Source organism: Aquimonas voraii (assembly GCF_900101825.1).
GTDB classification, from domain to species: Bacteria; Pseudomonadota; Gammaproteobacteria; order Xanthomonadales; family Xanthomonadaceae; genus Aquimonas; species Aquimonas voraii.
Genome location: NZ_FNAG01000003.1, coordinates 1 through 15,645, shown reverse-complemented (window position 1 = coordinate 15,645; position 15,645 = coordinate 1). Strand labels below are relative to the sequence as shown.

Annotated in this window: 10 protein-coding genes; 3 read left to right on the top strand and 7 right to left on the bottom strand. The window is 69.6% G+C overall.

The window, feature by feature from the left end; translation table 11 throughout:
* Positions 1-120: 120 nt before the first annotated feature.
* The 4 genes from BLP83_RS07740 to BLP83_RS07725 form a co-directional block, all read right to left on the bottom strand.
* Positions 121-1,098 (bottom strand): AAA family ATPase, encoded by a 978-nt coding sequence (locus BLP83_RS07740; protein ID WP_425388987.1) that lies wholly within the window; start codon positions 1,096-1,098, stop codon positions 121-123.
* Positions 1,099-1,116: 18 nt separating this feature from the next.
* Entirely contained in the window at positions 1,117-1,821 is a 705-nt protein-coding gene (locus tag BLP83_RS07735) for a DUF4159 domain-containing protein (protein WP_091240962.1), read from the bottom strand.
* A gap of 530 nt (positions 1,822-2,351) precedes the next feature.
* Complete coding sequence (locus BLP83_RS07730) at positions 2,352-3,701, bottom strand: TldD/PmbA family protein (RefSeq protein ID WP_091240959.1); 1,350 nt, start codon at positions 3,699-3,701, stop codon at positions 2,352-2,354.
* A gap of 17 nt (positions 3,702-3,718) precedes the next feature.
* Positions 3,719-5,353: a TldD/PmbA family protein gene (locus BLP83_RS07725; protein ID WP_091240956.1), complete on the bottom strand. Its 1,635-nt coding sequence runs from the start codon at positions 5,351-5,353 to the stop codon at positions 3,719-3,721.
* Between the two features lie 154 nt (positions 5,354-5,507).
* Between BLP83_RS07725 and BLP83_RS07720 the strand changes: the two genes are divergently transcribed.
* Positions 5,508-6,260, top strand: coding sequence for a helix-turn-helix domain-containing protein (locus BLP83_RS07720; RefSeq protein ID WP_091240954.1), 753 nt, complete (start codon positions 5,508-5,510; stop codon positions 6,258-6,260).
* A 164-nt stretch (positions 6,261-6,424) separates the two neighbouring features.
* On the opposite strand, the gene BLP83_RS07715 is transcribed toward BLP83_RS07720, so the two are convergent.
* Positions 6,425-7,678, bottom strand: a complete 1,254-nt coding sequence (locus BLP83_RS07715) for a peptidase MATCAP family protein (protein ID WP_091240953.1) — start codon at positions 7,676-7,678, stop codon at positions 6,425-6,427.
* A 394-nt stretch (positions 7,679-8,072) separates the two neighbouring features.
* On the opposite strand from BLP83_RS07715, the gene BLP83_RS07710 reads away from it, so the two are divergent.
* Positions 8,073-8,639 (top strand): hypothetical protein, encoded by a 567-nt coding sequence (locus BLP83_RS07710; RefSeq protein WP_091240951.1) that lies wholly within the window; start codon positions 8,073-8,075, stop codon positions 8,637-8,639.
* Between the two features lie 4 nt (positions 8,640-8,643).
* Entirely contained in the window at positions 8,644-10,314 is a 1,671-nt protein-coding gene (locus BLP83_RS07705) for a SulP family inorganic anion transporter (protein ID WP_091240949.1), read from the top strand.
* Between the two features lie 239 nt (positions 10,315-10,553).
* Here BLP83_RS07705 and BLP83_RS07700 read toward each other — a convergent pair whose 3' ends face one another.
* Together BLP83_RS07700 and BLP83_RS07695 are read right to left on the bottom strand one after the other, a co-directional pair.
* Positions 10,554-10,892 carry a P-II family nitrogen regulator gene (locus BLP83_RS07700; protein WP_091240946.1) on the bottom strand — a complete coding sequence of 113 codons (339 nt, stop codon included), beginning with the start codon at positions 10,890-10,892 and terminating at the stop codon, positions 10,554-10,556.
* Positions 10,893-11,187: 295 nt separating this feature from the next.
* The coding region (locus BLP83_RS07695; RefSeq protein ID WP_143006602.1) for a beta strand repeat-containing protein at positions 11,188-15,645 on the bottom strand (4,458 nt) is incomplete at its 5' end.

Sequence of the window (15,645 nt, the reverse complement as noted above, 5' to 3'; positions counted from 1 at the left end):
CTTGTGGGGGGCGGACGCTGGCCTCGCCGCGGGAAGGCGATCGACACCGAGGTGAGCGTCGAGCTTCGGTGGGCCAGGGCCCACCCTATGCGGGGGCGATGCATCGCTTGCGGCCTCGGCCTACACAGCCACCGCTTCGAGCACACCCTGCACCACCCAGTCGGTGCTGCGGCCTTCGGCTTCCGCCGCGAAGGACAGCAGCAGGCGGTGGCGCAGCACGGGCTTGGCGAGCGCGCGGATGTCCTCGCGGGTGACGGCGAGGCGGCCCTGCAGCAGGGCGCGCGCTTTCGCCGCCAGCACCAGCGACTGCCCGGCGCGCGGGCCGGCGCCGAAGCGCAGGGCCTGGTTGACGCGCTCTGGCGCATCGCTGCCGGGGCGGGTGGCGCGCACCAGGCGCGCGATCCAACGGGTCAGCTCGGGCTCGATGTGGACCTCGCGGGTCAGCGCCTGCAGTTCGATCAGTTCGTTCGCCTCCATCACCGCCGGCGGCGTCTCGCCGCTGCGGCCCGTGGTGAGGTCGAGGATGGCGATCTCCTCGTCGAGGCTGGGATAGTCGACGCGGATGTAGAGCAGGAAGCGGTCGAGCTGGGCTTCGGGCAGGGGATAGGTGCCGGCCTGCTCCAGCGGGTTCTGCGTGGCCAGCACGAAGAAGGGCTTGGGCAGCTCGAAGGTCTGGCCGGCGGTGCTGACGGTGCGCTCCTGCATCGCCTCCAACAGCGCAGCCTGGGTCTTGGGCGGCGTGCGATTGAGCTCATCCGCCAGCAGCAGGTGGGTGAACACCGGCCCGGGCTGGAACTTGAACACGCGCTTGCCGGTGCCGTGGTCCTCCTCCAGCACCTCGGTGCCGAGGATGTCGCTGGGCATCAGGTCCGGGGTGAACTGGATGCGGTGGAAGTCGAGCTTCAGGGCCTGGCCAAGACTGCGGATCAGCAGGGTCTTGCCGAGGCCGGGCACGCCTTCGAGCAGGCAGTGGCCGCCAGCCAGCAGCGCGATCAGCAGTTGCTCGACCACCTCGGCCTGGCCGACGACGGCGCGGGCGATGGATTTCTTCAGCGCAGCGAGGCGCTCGAGGCGGGCGGCGAGGCTGGCTTCATCCAGGGCGATGGCGTTCATGGCTCATCCGTTGAGTGCGTACATCACGATGTTGACGGCGAAGCGGGTGTTGTCTTCCGCGAGCCAGCGCTTGTTGCGCCAGTCGTAGTCCCACTCGCAGCCGTAGTCCTTGTTGCTGTAGAGCACGCCGAGCCGACCCTCGTGCTCGATGCCCTTCAGATAGTCGTGCACCAGATCGTCGCCCCAGCCGTTCAATTCGAAGCTGGTGGTCGGCGGGCCGTCGAACTTGAAGAAGCTGGAATAGACCGGGTGCGTGTTGGGCAGCTTGACCAGGGCGCGCGGGCCGAAGATCGAGGCCATCTCGGCCTCGAAGCTGCGCGCGAACAGACCGTCGATGTCGTGGTTGCAGTCATCCACGAGGACGAAGCCGCCGCGCCGCACGTAGGCCTCGAAGTTGCGCCGCTCGTCGGGGTCGAACTCGACCAGCTTGTGCCCCGACAGGTAGCAGAACGGCGCCTCCAGCATCCGCGGATCGGCCAGCGGGATCACCCTTTCGACGGGATCGACGCGCAGGCCGGTGTAGTCGATCAGCGAGGTGATCAGGTTGGACGGCATGCGCTGGTCCACGTCCCAGTTGCCCGAGGCGTACATCAGCCGGGTGAACCAGAAGTCGTACTCGCCCTCGATCGGCTGGAACGCACGCGCCCGCGTCGCTGCGAGGGCAGCGAGGGTGACGGAGCCGAGCTTGAGGAAGTGGCGGCGGAGCATTGGAGAGCCGGGAATCGGGATTTGGGATTTGGGATTCGTAAGAGCGGGCTTGCGGTGGTGTGGAGGTTGTAGATCTCGGTCGAGCCCTTCAACCAAAGATGCCAGCACACTCGAGTTGGTCACGCGCTCAACGAAGCGTGCCTCGCTCTTGCGGGCAGGAGCCCGCGCTCTTCCACGGGGCCCCTGGGGAGCGGCGAGGCTCGGACGATCAGCCCGCAGGGTCGCCGGCAGGGATGCCGGCGATGTTCGTGACAGGCCACGGAGGGCCTGTCCACGAACACCGGCCGAGCCTTGCGTACCCTCTGCGCAAGGATGCGCAGAGGGCGCGGACGAGGGGTGGCCTTCTCTTTGGTTACTTTCTCTTGGCCACTCAAGAGAAAGTGACTCGGGCAGCCCGAAGGGCTGACCGAAAGCTCTTGCTCTTCGCTTCGAGCGACGAAGCGACGAAACGACAAAGCGAGACCGAGGCGAGTGTCGAGCTCATGGTGGGCCAGGGTCCACCCTATGAGCCCGCGCGCCCGAGGCTCGGACTACACCGCGTCCGAGAGGGACGTAAAGGTGAAGTCCCGCACCTTCATCGCCGGCACCATCATCGCGATGCCCGGGCCGCCGCCGACGCCGGCACCGGCGTTGATGCGCTCGGGTTTGCCCAACTCTTCGATGTTGTTGAGCATGATGATCGGCGATTCGTTGAAGCGGAAATTCTTGATCGGGTGCTTCACCTCGCCGTCTTCGATGTAGAAGGTGCCGTCGCGGGTCAGGCCGGTCAGCAGCACGGTCTGCGGGTCGACCAGGCGGATATACCAGGTGCGGGTGACCAGGATGCCGCGCTTGGTCGACTTGACCATGTCCTCGGTGCTCTTGTCGCCGCCGCTCATGATGATGTTGCCGGGCATGGCGATCGGGTCGATGCCCTGCTTCTGCGCCCAGTAGCGTGAATAGTTCAGGTGCTTGACGACACCGTTCTCGATGATGGCGTGCTTGCCGCGCGGCAGGCCGTCCATGTCCCAGGGCAGCACCGGCACATCGGGGTGGGCCGGGTCGGCGAAGGCATTCACGCGCTCGTCGAACACCTTCTCGCCGAGGCGGTTGCCGCCGCCCTTCTTGGACAGGAAGCTGCGGCCCTCGTCCGACTGGCGGGCGTCAAAGCCCATCAGCATGAACATCAAGAGACCCGAGACCGCGGCCGGTTCGAGCACCACCGTGTACTTGCCGGGCTCCAGCGCTTTGGCGTCGACCGAGCCCTTGGCCTTGCGAATCGCGGTCTGGATGTCTTTCGAGGCGTCGAACTTCGAGGCATCCGCCAGATTGGTGGCGACCCAGCCCGAGCCCGTCTCGTCGGCGGTGCGCACCGTGCAGGTGTAGTCGAGGTTGTTGAGCTGCTGGTAGCCGAAGTTGCCGCGGCTGTTGGCGGTGGCGATGAAGCCGGTGTTGTCGGCGAGGTAGCCGGCCGCGACCAGGTTCTCGTCCTTGCAGGGCTTGATCGAATCCAGCGCGACCTTGGCGCGGAAGGCCGGGTCGATGTCGGCGGTGGCCTGCACATAGGTCGGCGTGGCGGTGTAGCTCTGCTTCTCCACCGCCGGCATGAACTCGGGGTTCTCCGGCGCCAGCTGGGCCAGCTCCTCGGCGCGGCGCACGACGCGCTCCAGCGAAGTGTCGTCGAAGCTGTTGGTGGTGGCGATGCCGCTGCGCTTGCCAAAGGCGACCTGCACGGCGAGGTTGGTTTCGTTGACCACGCCCGAGGTCGAGACCGAGTTGCGGGCGAAGCGGATGTTGCCCTCGCGGTTGCCGGTCAGGGTGGCGATGCACTCGTCGGCCTTCGACAGGGCGATGACCTTGTCGAGGATGGCCTTGGCTTCGGCTTCAGTGAACATGCTCATGGCGTCCTCCTTGGACCTCAGCCGATGTTGCGGGCGGTGTTGATGACGTTGATGCCGCGGAAGCGCGCCGTGCTCGATCCATGCGACACCGCCGAGACCTGCGAGGGCTGGCCCTTGCCGTCGAAGAAGCTGCCGCCCAGACGGTAGTCGCGTTCGTCGCAGACGGCGTCGCAGGCGTTCCAGAACTCCGGCGTGCGGATCTGGTAGGCCACGTCCTCAAGCATCTGCGTGATCTTGCCGTCCTTGATCTCGTAGAACAGCTGGCCGCCGAACTGCGCGTTGTAGCGCTGCTGGTCGATCGAGAAGCTGCCGGCGCCGACGATGTAGATGCCGTTCTCGACGCCTTCGATCATCTTCTCGGGGCTGAGCTCGTCCTTGCCCGGCGCCAGCGACACGTTGGGCATGCGCTGGAACTGCACGGCATTCCACGAATCCGCATAGCAGCAGCCGTGCGACTCGCTCTCGCCGATGATGTGGGCCTGGTCGCGGATCGCCTGGTAGTTGACCAGGATGCCGTCACGGACCAGATCCCAGCGCTTGGTCGGCACGCCCTCGTCGTCGTATCCCACCGCGCCGAGGCTGCCGACCTGGGTCTTGTCGGCGAACAGGGTGACCTTGTCGCTGCCGTACTGGAACTTGGCCTCGCGCTTGTCCAGCGTGGCGAAGCTGGTGCCGGCGAAGTTGGCCTCGTAGCCGAGCACGCGGTCGAGCTCGAGCGGGTGGCCCACCGACTCGTGGATGGTCAGCCAGAGGTGCTGCGGGTCGAGCACCAGGTCGTACTTGCCGGGCTTGACGCTCGGCGCTTTCAGCTTCTCGACCGCGTGGCGCGCAGCGGCGGCGGCGTCCTCGACGAGGTTGTAGCTGTTGCGGTAGCCGATGACGCCGCCGGGCATTTCGATGCGCTCCGAGGCGTCGCCATCCAGATACTCGTAGCCCATGCCGACCGGCGTCGACAGGCCGGCGCGATTGCGGAACTTGCCGCTGGCCTGGTCGACCGCGGTGACCTGCATCGGCACCCACAGGCGGTGCACGTCCTGGTCGATGTAGCTGCCGTCGGTCGAGGCGAAGTACTTCTGCTCGTTGACCTGGAACAGCGTTGAGTTGACGAAGCTGGCGCCGGCCTTCATCGCCTCGGCATTGGCGGCGAGCAGAAGATCGACCTTCTCCTTGATCGGCACCTCCATCGCGTTCTTCTTGATCGGCGTGGCCCAGCTGACTTCACCCACGCCCTTGACCGGCGCGAGCTGCACCGGCGTGGTCTGCACGGCCGAGTTGGCCTTGGCGATGGCGACGGCTTCGAGTGCTGCGGCGACGATGGCCTCGGCGGTCAGCGTGCTGGTGGCGGCGAAGCCCCAGGTGCCGTTGGCGATGACGCGGATGCCGGCGCCGATCGACTCGGTGCTGGCGACGTTCTGCACCTTGTCCTCGCGGGTGACGATGAACTGGTTGAGATACCGGCCGATGCGGATGTCGCAGTAGCTGGCGCCGGCCTCGGTCGCGGCGGTCAGCGCGCGGTCGGCCAGGGCCTTCTTGATGGCGAGGTCGATGCGGCCGTCGGTGAGCGCCTCGGCGGCGATCAGGCGGCCGGGGCGGGCCAGCAGCAGGCCGGCGGCACCGAGCCCGGTGAAGGTGAGGAAATCGCGTCTGTCCATGGCGCTCTCCGCGCAGGGGTGGAGGAAGGGCGCGCGGGGCATGAAGGGCTGACCGCACGGCCCGGCGACAGTGCGGCCGGACGTGAAGGCGAGGCATGTGCCACAAGGCCGGGCCGCGGTAGCATTCGGCCCCAACTCAAGTCACGGCCGCCGCATGAGCCCGCACGCCGCCCGCGTTCCGCTGCCCCATCCGATTTCCGATGACGGCGACGCCCTGCACTTCTGCAGCACCTGTGCCTTCGCCGGCGCCTGCCAGGCCGAGGGCTACGACAAGTCGGCGCTGCTGGAGCTGCACTGCCTGGTCGAGCACATCGGGCCCTTCCAGGCCGGCGACTACATCTTCCGCGAGGGCGACCCCTTCACCGCGATCGCCGCGGTGCGCGCGGGCACGGTCAAGACCTTCACCGTCGACGCGCAGGGGCGCGAGCAGGTGCTGGGCTTCTTCCTGCCCGGCGAGGTGATCGGCTTGAACGCCATCCACAGCGCGCGTTTTCCCTGCAACGTGATGGCGCTGGACACGGTGATGCTGTGCCGCTTCTCGTTCCCGATGATGGCGACGCTGGCGACCCGCATGCCGGGCCTGCAGGGCCAGCTGTTCCGCCTGCTGAGCCAGGACATCAACAAGGCCGCTCTTCTGGCCGGGGATTTCAGCGCCGACGAGCGCATGGCCGCCTTCCTGCTGAGCTTTTCTCGGCGCTTTGCCGCACGTGGCTTCTCCGCCACCCGCTTCAACCTCGCGATGTCGCGCACCGACATCGCCAACTACCTGCGACTGGCGGCGGAGACGGTCTCGCGCGTGGTGCGGCGTTTCCAGGACGAGGGCCTGATCGAGGTCAAGCGCCGCGAGTTCGAGCTGCTCGACCTGGCGCGCCTGAAGGCGCTCGCGCAGCCGGTGCTGCGCGATTGAGGGCTCGGGCGCAGCGGAGGCCGCGCGATCCCGTCTTGAACAAGCGCCGGCGCTGACCGACGAGGCGCATGCGGCCGTCGGCGCACGGTGCCGGGTAATGAACAGCGCCGGCAGCCCAAGCTCCCGCCGCGTGCTGTGCGGCGGTGACCTCGCAGCCCTGCGCGCTACAGCCCCAGGGTCAGGTCCTCGGCCTCGACGCGATCGATACGGATGCGGTTGGCGAACAGCGAGAAGGCCAGCACGCCGGCCAGGCCATTGGCGCGCTGCGCCCAGGGCGGCAGGTAGAGCGGCTCGGCGATCACGCCTTGCTCGAACAGCGGCTCCAGGGTGAATACGTCATGCAGGGCCATCTTGCCGGCGAACAGCAGGTGCGCGAGGCGCGGCCGGCGGTGGCGGATGGTCCAGCGGAAGAAGGTGTGCACGCTCAGCATGCCGTGCAGGTAGACGGCGTCCTTGGTGAAGGCCGCGCCACCCGAGGTGGGACAGCCGCGGAACACGCGCTGCGCCGAAGCGAAGCTCTCGGTCTCGCTCTGGCCCGAGTCGAGGAAGAAGCGGAACACCTGGATGAAGTCGGCACCGTTCAGCGCCATGTCGATGGCGAGGATGCGCAGCGACAGGCGCTTCAGCCGCGGCAGGTCAATCGCCCCGGTCATCAGCTCGGCGAAGGTGGCCAGACCTTCTTGCGTCGCGGTGACCCTCGGCGCGCTGCGCGAAAGGCTCTTCAGATGCGGCTGCTCGCGGCCGTTCAGTGCGGTCAGCGAATGTACGAAGGCCTCGTGCTCAAGCAGCTGGCGCAGGTCGTACTCGCTGAAGCTGGCGCCGCCGCGCAGGCGGATGCGGGTGGGCCCGGCCGCGGCCTTGGCGATCAGCTCCGAGTCGACCTCGACGCGCACGCGATGGCCGACGAAGAAGGCGTCCAGTGAGGCCTGCAGTTCGGCCGCCATGGCCTCGGCGCTGTAGACCTCGTCGCCGTCCTCGGGCGCCAGCGTGCCACTGACTTCGTCGGCGATCTCGATGAAGTGGCGGGCGGCGTCGATATTGGTGTGGTTCGAGCCGGGCAGCGCATCGCCGGGTCGGCCGAAGATCTGGATGGAGTGCCAGCTCGCCGCTTCGCTGCCCGCCGCTTCGATCAGCCAGGCCGCGTGCAGCCAGCTCTCGGCGCTGCGCTGCAGGTATTGGCCGAGAGGATGCTGCGGATCGGCGGCATCGCGGATCGCCGCCAGCTCGGCGCGCGCCGCCGACAGGTCGCGGCTGCGGTAGCGCGGCGTCGGCAGCTGCGGCTGGCCGCGGCGGAAGCCTTCGAGGAAGCGCTCCTGCTCGGCCACCGGCCAGCTCACCGCCTGCAGTAGGCGAATCGCGCCCACGGCCTCGACCAGACGGGCATCGAGGGCGATGTGGTGGGCGAGTTCGGGGGCCATGGCGGCACTCTAACCAATGCGTCGAACGCTTGGGCGCCCAAGACGAAGCAGCGCTTTATAGGGTGGGCCCTGGCCCACCATGGGCTCGACCGCAGCTCGGTACGCCCTGTGGCTTCTGCCTTCGCGCAGCGAAGGAAGCCCCCCTGCATGGAGGACCGGGGCCAGAGTGGGCGGATGGTGGGCCAAGGCCCACCCTATACGAGGAGCTCGACAGCGCCTGTGCGCTTCCGTTGCTTCGGCGCGCGCCCTGCGAAGGAGGCCCGCCCACATCAATGACCGGGGCAAGCGTGTTGCCTGTGGTGGGCCAGGGCCCACCCTGTGCAAGGGCCTCGACCGCAGCTGTGCGGGTCCATTACATCGGCGCGCGCTCTCCGAAGGACGCCCGCCCACATTCATGACCGGGGCACGCGTGGTGTCCACGGTGGGCCAGGGCCCACCCTATACGCGACGCCGAGCGGCCTTGACCTTGGTGCAACTCGCATCGAGCCTGCTGCATGCCGCAGAATCAGGCGCCACCCGCCGCATCGGACCGCCCGTGATCCCACGCCCCGGACTGCCACGCCTGCTCGTTTCGCTCGCCCTGATCGTCCTGCTCGGCGCCTGCGCCACCAAGGGCGGCGACAACATCAAGCTCGATGCCGCGCTGTTCAACTACGCCGGAGCGATCCGCTTCAGCGACATCGAGCGGGCCTACGAATTCGTCGACCCCAAGCTGCGCGTAGAGAAGCCGATGAGCCGGCTCGAATGGGAGCGTTTCGCCCAGGTGCAGTTCACCGGCTACCTGGTCAAGGCCAAGGAGCCCGCCGGACAGGGCGAGGTGCGCCAACTCGTCGAGGTGCGGCTGATCAACCGCCACACCCAGATCGAGCGGACCTTCCTGGTGCGCGAGCTGTGGCGCTGGGACGCCGAGGCCAAGCAGTGGTGGCTGACCACCGGCCTGCCCGACATCGCTCAGGACTGATCGCATGCCCCGGCGCCTGCTCAGCGACTTCCGGGGCTTCGTACCGCAGCTGTACACCTCGCTGAGCCGCGGCTACGGCGCGCGCGACCTGCGCGCCGACCTGATCGCCGGGCTCACCGTCGCCATCGTCGCCCTGCCGCTGGCGATGGCGTTGGCGATCGCCTCGGGCACCACGCCCGAGCGCGGCCTGCACACCGCCATCGTCGCCGGCTTCCTGATCTCCGCACTCGGCGGCTCGCGCGTGCAGATCGGCGGACCCACCGCCGCCTTCATCCCGGTGGTGTTCAACGTCATCGAACGCTTCGGCTACGAGGGCCTGGTCCTCTGCACCCTGCTGGCCGGGCTGATCCTGATCGCCGCCGGCCTGCTGCGCTTGGGCGTGCTGCTGCGCTACATGCCGCAGCCGGTGATCACCGGCTTCACCGCCGGTATCGCGGTCTCGATCTTCGCCAGCCAGGTCAAGGACGCGCTCGGCCTGCGCATGGACCAGGTGCCCGGGGAGTTCTTCGAGCGCTGGGCGGCCTACTTCGCCCACCTGCCGAGCTGGCAGCCCGCCGCGGCAGGGCTGTGTGTCGCTGGCCTGATGGCGCTGGCCCTGCTCAAGCGCCATCGTCCGGGCTGGCCGGCCTTCCTGATCGTAGTGGTGGTCGGCAGCCTGGCGGCACTGGCCCTGCCGGTGCCGACAATCGGCAGCACCTTCGGCCAGCTGCCCGCGGCGCTGCCCGAGTTCGCGATCCCGGACATTCCCTTCGAGCGCACGCTGGAACTGCTGCCGGCAGCGCTGACCATCGCCTTTCTCGCCGGCGTCGAATCCTTGCTGTCAGCGGTGGTGGCCGACGGCATGACCGGCCAGCGCCATCGTTCCAACGCCGAGCTGGTGGCCCAGGGTGTAGCGAATGCGGCCTCGGCCCTGGTCGCCGGCCTGCCGGCCACCGGCGCGCTGGCACGCACCGCCACCAATATCCGCGCCGGCGCGCGCTCACCGATCGCCGGCATGGCGCACGCGGGTTTCCTGCTGGCCTTCATGCTGGTGCTGGCGCCGCTGATGGTCTATGTGCCGCTGTCGGTGCTGGCGGCCCTGCTGCTGGTGGTGGCCTGGAACATGGCCGAGATCCACCGCTTCAAGCAGCTGCTGCGCGCGCCGGTGGGCGATCGGGTGGTGCTGCTGGTGACCTTTGCGCTGACGGTGGCCTTCGATCTCACGATCGCCATCGAGGTCGGGGTGGTGCTGGCCGCCTTCGTGTTCATGCACCGCATGAGCACCCGCGTCAGCGTCGACGCAGGCGACGAGGGCGCCAACGAAGAAGAGCCCGACGCGCGCCAGCGCCTGCCCGCGGGCGTGGACATGTTCCGCATCTCGGGGCCGCTGTTCTTCGCCGTCGCCAACCGCCTCGATCAGGTACTGGACCCGATCCGCGAACCGCCGCGCGTGTTCATCCTGCGCCTGCGTCAGGTGCCGCTGATCGATGCCTCGGGCGTCACCGCGCTGGAGGCCTTCCTCGACCGCTGCCAGAAGATGGGCACGGCGGTGATCCTGTCTGGCCTGCACGGCCAGCCGCGAGAGATCCTGCAGCAAATGGATTTCGGCAAACATCCCAATCTGCTGGGCCTGGCTGCCGGCTTCGACGAGGCGCTGGCGATGGCGCAGGCCGCGATGAAGATCGAAGCCCCATAGGGTGGGCCCTGGTCCACCATGAGCCCGAGGCCGCCGCGGTCACGGCTTCGAAGCGTCGATCCACGCGCGCGCCAACGACACGGGTCGCGAGGCTCACGCCCATGGTGGGCCGGGGCCCATCCTATGCAGGTCGCTTCGACTCCCGACGCCCTTCCCGGCCCGCGCGCGCAGCGCTCGGGCGTTCGCCGGCGCGCGCGGCAGTGCCGCGCCTGCGCGCCGGCTCACCCCTATCCCTGCTCTCAGAGCGCGTCCTGCCCGACTTCGCCCGTGCGGATACGGATCACCTGGTCAAGGGTATGTACGAAGATCTTGCCGTCACCGATCTTGCCGGTGTTGGCCGCGTTGCGGATCGCCTCGACGACCTGATCCACGCGCTCGGCCTCGATCGCCACCTCGATCCGCACCTTGGGCAGGAAGTCGACCACATACTCGGCGCCGCGATACAGCTCGGTGTGGCCCTTCTGCCGGCCGAAGCCCTTGACCTCGGTGACCGTCACGCCGGTCACGCCCACGTCCGACAGCGCCTCGCGCACGTCGTCGAGCTTGAAGGGCTTGATGATGGCGGTGACCATTTTCATGGGTGGAGCTCCGGGCTGGGACAGGCCGGGCAAGCATACGGGATCGGCGCGCGCCGGTTCCCTCCCTGAGGCGTGCGCCATGGCGATCGCACGGCCTGCAAAGCCGGCGGCCGGGCGCGTGGGCCGGTGCTTGAACGGCAGGCGCCCGCTTGCGCGGGCGAAGTCCCGACGCGCCCAGGGACCGCTTTCGCGGCCCCGGCCCTGATGGGCAATGGCACCGCTTTCGCGGCCCCGCCCGACAAACCCAAAGGGCCCGCTTGCGCGGGCCCTTTGGGTTTCCAGCGAGGGCGCTGCCTTACTGGCCGACCGCCACCTGGGCCTCAAGCTGCGGGCCGGTGTTGACGTAGTCGAGGTGGACGCGGTCGCCCGGCCACAGCTCGATCCAGCGGCTGCGGGCCCAGGGCTGCGCCTGCGTCTTCTGCAGCAGGCGCACTTCCACCAGTCCGTGCACTTCGCGGGCCTGCAGCCGCAGGGCCTTGCCTTCGCCCACGTAGTAGCCGATGTCCACCGGCTCGGCACCGCGCAGCTTCGACTCCACCGCCGCGCCGTCCATGCTCAGGCTGTCCAGCGCCTTCAGCAGGCCACCGGGCACCGCCGCGCTCTCGAAGCCATCGCTGAACAGGGCGACGCGCAGGTCCAGCGTGCTGACGTTGTTGCCCGGGTTGGTGTCGATCACGCCCGCCGCCGGCTGCACGCTGGCGCTGTTCACCACCGTGCTCGCGTTCGGGTCGACCAGGGTCGCGGTGATTTCGATCACCACGCTGCCGCCCGCCGCCACGTTCACCGTGGTGTTGATGTCGCCGGTGCCGCTGGCCGCAGCGCAGCTGCTGCCCACGCTCGCCGCGCAGGTCCAGGTGGCGCCCGTCACCGCCGCCGGCAGCGAGTCGAGCACGGTGGCGGCGGTCGCCGCTCCGGGGCCGGTGTTGCCGATCGCCAGGTTCCACTGGATCAGCCCACCGGCCAGATAGCGGCCGGTCTTCAGCATCGACAGGTCGACCTGTGCTGCGGTCACCGTGAAGCTGCGGCTGACCGGGGTCGCCGGCAGGTAGTTGCCGTTGCCGGCCTGGGTGGCTTCGACCACGCAGCTGCCCGGGCCCACCGGGGTCACCGTGCCGGCACCGCTGTCGACGGTGCAGACGCTGGCGCTGCTCGGGGTGCCGAAGCTCACGCTGAGCCCGCTGTCCGCCGTGGCGTTCAGCGTGATCGCGCCGCTGCCGGCCACCGCATCGGCGATCGCCGCAAAGGTGATCGTCTGGCTGGCGCGGTCGATCTGCACGCTCTGGGTCTCCTGCGGGGCGGCATTGAAGCTGCCGTCACCCGCCTGGTCGGCGGTCACCACGCAGGTGCCGGCGGCGAGGATCGTCAGGCTGGCCGTGCTCGGGCCGGTGCCGCTGATCGTGCACACCTCGGGGCTGCGGGTGCCGAAGCTCACCGGCAGGCCGCTGCTGGCGGTCGCGCTGACCTGTGCCACCGGGCCGCCAAAGCTCAGCGGGCCGGGGTTCGGGCCAAAGGTGATCGTCTGGCTGCCGTTGCCGATCACGAGCGTCTGCGTCGCTTCCGCCGCGGCGGCGTAGTTGGCGTTGCCGGCCTGGTTGGCGGTGACGATGCAGCTGCCCACCGCCAGCGGCGTGACCTGGGTGCCGACCACGCTGCACACGCTCGGCGTGCTGCTGCCGAACACCACCGGGTTGCCGGAGGCACCACCGGTGGCACTCAGGGTGCCGGCCGGGCCGTTGAACACCAGGCTCGGGGCCGGGCCGAAGACGATCGTCTGGCTGGCCTGGGCGACCTCGATCGTCTGCGTCACTTCCGCCGCCGCGCTGTAGTTGGCGCTGCCGGCCTGGTTGGCGGCGACGATGCAGGCGCCGGCCGCGAGCGGGCTGACCTGGTCGCCGACCACGCTGCACACGCTCGGCGTGGTGCTGCTGAACACGATCGGGTTGCCGGAGGCCCCACCGGTCGCGCTCAGCGTGCCGGCCGGGCCGTCGAAGACCAGGCTGGGGGCGGTACCGAACACGATCGTCTGGCTCGCCGGGTTGATGAGCAGGCTGAGCGGCGCGGGCGTATTGCTGCCGGCGTCGTCGCTGTCTCCGGCGTAGCTGGCGCTGACGCTCCACGTGCCGGCGCCGAGACCGGCCAGGCTGCAGCTGCTGGCTCCGCCGACCACGGCGGCGCTGCAGCTCACGCTGGTCTGGCCGGCGGCGCTGGCGGTCACGCTCACCAGGCCGTCGTTCGGCGCGGTGCCGCCGCTCAGCTCGGTGGCGATGCTGACCAGATCACCAAAGGTCGCGCTCACCGGGTTGCCGGCCGCGAACACCAGGGTGGTCGGGGTGCCGGCCACGCTGTGCGCAAACGCTGCCGAGCTGGCCGCGGCGTGCAGGGCGTCGCCGGCGTAGCTGGCGCTGAGGCTGCGGTTGCCGCCGGTCGTGAAGCTGATCGCGCATTGACCCGCCGCGATCGTGCCCACGCAGCTCTCGCCGGTGCTGGCGGTGAGGGTGATGTTGCCGGTCGGGGTGGTGCCCGGGGCGGTGCTGAAGCTGTAGCTGAACACCACCGACTCGGCGATCGCCGACGGGTTCACCGAGCTGCCGGTGATCGCCAGCGTCACCGCCTTGCGGCTCACCTCGAAGGTCTTCTCGTCGAAGCTCACCAGGTAGTCGTCGTTGCCGTTGTACTGCGCGCGCAGCACGCGGCTGCCCACCGGCAGGGTGCTGGTGCTGAACACCGCCTGCCCGCTCGGCGACAGCGGGGCCTCGCCGATCGAGGCACCGTCCACCAGGAAGGTCACCATGCCCTGCGGCTGGCCCACGCCCGGGGCGTTGCGGTCGACCTGGGCCGACAGCGTCACCGTCGTCCCGAACGGACCACCGGCCGCCGGATCCACCGTCAGCGCGGTCACCGTCGGCGTGCGGGTCACGCTCACCGGGGTCGCCGAGCTGGCGCTGCTGGCGGCGTCGTCGACGTCGCTGCCGCCGGCGTTGTAGGTCGCGGCAAAGCTCCACACGCCGGCGCGGGCCAGGGCGATGGCGCAGCTGCCGGCCGCGGCCGGGGCCGAGCAGGTCGCGGTGTTGCTGCCGCTGCTCGCGGTCACCAGCACCGTGCCGGTGTTGCCGGCAAAGCCGCCGCTCACCGTGTAGCTCACCGTGCTCGACTGGCCCGCCAGCAGGCTGGTCGGGCTGACGCCGGTGATCGCCAGCGTGGTCGCCGCCGGGCTGACCGTCAGCGGCACGCTGGTGCTGGCCGGTGCGTAGTTGGCGTCGCCGCTGTAGGCGAAGTCCAGCGGGGCGCTGCCGATGCTGCCGAAGCTCGCCTCGCAGCTGGTCGCCGGCAGGGTGATCGTGCACACCGGGCTGCCGCTGCGGCTCACCGTGATCGTGCCGGTCGCCGGCGTGCCGCCGACGGTCTGCACGCTGGCGCTGATCGTCACCGGCTGGCCGGCCTCCGGCGTGGTGTCGCTGACGCCCACATCCAGCCCGCCCTCGGCCGGCTGCACGGTCAGGCCCACCAGCACATCGGTGGCGCCGATGCTGTCATCGCCGTCGCTGCCGCTGGCGTTGTAGGTCGCCGTCACCGTGTAGCTGCCGGCGGTGGCGAAGCTCAGCACGCAGCTGCCGGCGCTGGCCGCCAGCCCGCTGCAGCCCGGACCGGCGCCGCCGCTCGAGCTGGTGCTGATGTCGACCAGACCGTCGTTGCCGCCGAAGCCGCCGGCCACGCTGAAGCTCACCGTGGTCGACTGGCCCACGCGCGGGCTGGCCGGCAGCACGCTGTCGAGGCTGATCGTCGCCAGCGCGCGCTCGACGCTGTGGAGGATCGTGCCGGCTGGACCCGCGATCGACTGGGTGTTGCCGTCCGCCGAGGTGTAGCTGGCGCTCAGGCTGTAGCTGCCGACCTCGGTGAAAGTGAAACCGCAGCTGCCGGCGCCGCCGGCCAGGGCGGCGATGTCGCAGACCTGGGTCGCGAGGGACGGTGCCGGGCCGGTGGCGGTGATCTGCACGCTGCCCTCGGCGCTGCCGGTGGCCGGCGCCAGGCGGCTGACCAGGGCATTCACGCTCACCGCCTGGCCGACCACGCTGCTGCCGCCGCTCGACAGGCTCAGGCTCGCGCTGGCCGCACTGACAGTCACGCTGTCGGTATCGCTGCCCGGGCCCTCGTTGCCGTCGCCGGCGTAGTCGAGGCTCAGGCCGTAGACACCGGCATCGGCCAGGCCCGCCACCAGGCTGCAGCTGCCGGTGCCGGTGTTGGCATCGAACAGCAGGCCCGGGCAGGCGAAGGCATCGCCATTGCCGGTATCGGCCGGGGTCGGGTCGATCAGGACGCTGACCGCGCCGCTGTACGGCGCCACGCCGCCGCTCAGGCTGAAGCCGATCGCGATCGCCTCACCCACCACCGGGGCGGCCGGGCTGATCGTGTCGATGCGGGCCGTGGTGGTGGCGGCATCCACCGTCACCGACGCGCTGTCGCTGTCGCCATTGAAGTTGTCGTCGCCGGCATAGCTCGCACTCAGCGTGCGGGCGCCGGTCACGGTCAGGCTGAGGTCACAGCTGCCGCCGGTCGCCGGCACCGTGCAGCCGCTCTCGCTGCCGTCGGTGCTCACCGTGATCGTGCCGGTCGGCGGGCTCACCGTGCCGGTGGTGCCCACCGTCACCGTCGCCGTCAGCGTCGAGCCCGCGCTCACCGGATCCGGGCCCAGGCTCAGACCCACCGTCGGCGTCTGCTTGGCCACGGTGAAACTGGAAGTGGCGGTGCTGCTGGC

Excerpts from the sequence above, each read along its gene's own strand:
- BLP83_RS07735 (WP_091240962.1), bottom strand. The coding sequence starts at position 1,821 with ATGCTCCGCCGCCACTTCCTCAAGCTCGGCTCCGTCACCCTCGCTGCC.
- BLP83_RS07730 (WP_091240959.1), bottom strand. The coding sequence starts at position 3,701 with ATGAGCATGTTCACTGAAGCCGAAGCCAAGGCCATCCTCGACAAGGTC.
- BLP83_RS07725 (WP_091240956.1), bottom strand. The coding sequence starts at position 5,353 with ATGGACAGACGCGATTTCCTCACCTTCACCGGGCTCGGTGCCGCCGGC.
- BLP83_RS07720 (WP_091240954.1), top strand. The coding sequence starts at position 5,508 with ATGAGCCCGCACGCCGCCCGCGTTCCGCTGCCCCATCCGATTTCCGAT.
- BLP83_RS07715 (WP_091240953.1), bottom strand. The coding sequence starts at position 7,678 with ATGGCCCCCGAACTCGCCCACCACATCGCCCTCGATGCCCGTCTGGTC.
- BLP83_RS07710 (WP_091240951.1), top strand. The coding sequence starts at position 8,073 with ATGACCGGGGCACGCGTGGTGTCCACGGTGGGCCAGGGCCCACCCTAT.
- BLP83_RS07705 (WP_091240949.1), top strand. The coding sequence starts at position 8,644 with ATGCCCCGGCGCCTGCTCAGCGACTTCCGGGGCTTCGTACCGCAGCTG.
- BLP83_RS07700 (WP_091240946.1), bottom strand. The coding sequence starts at position 10,892 with ATGAAAATGGTCACCGCCATCATCAAGCCCTTCAAGCTCGACGACGTG.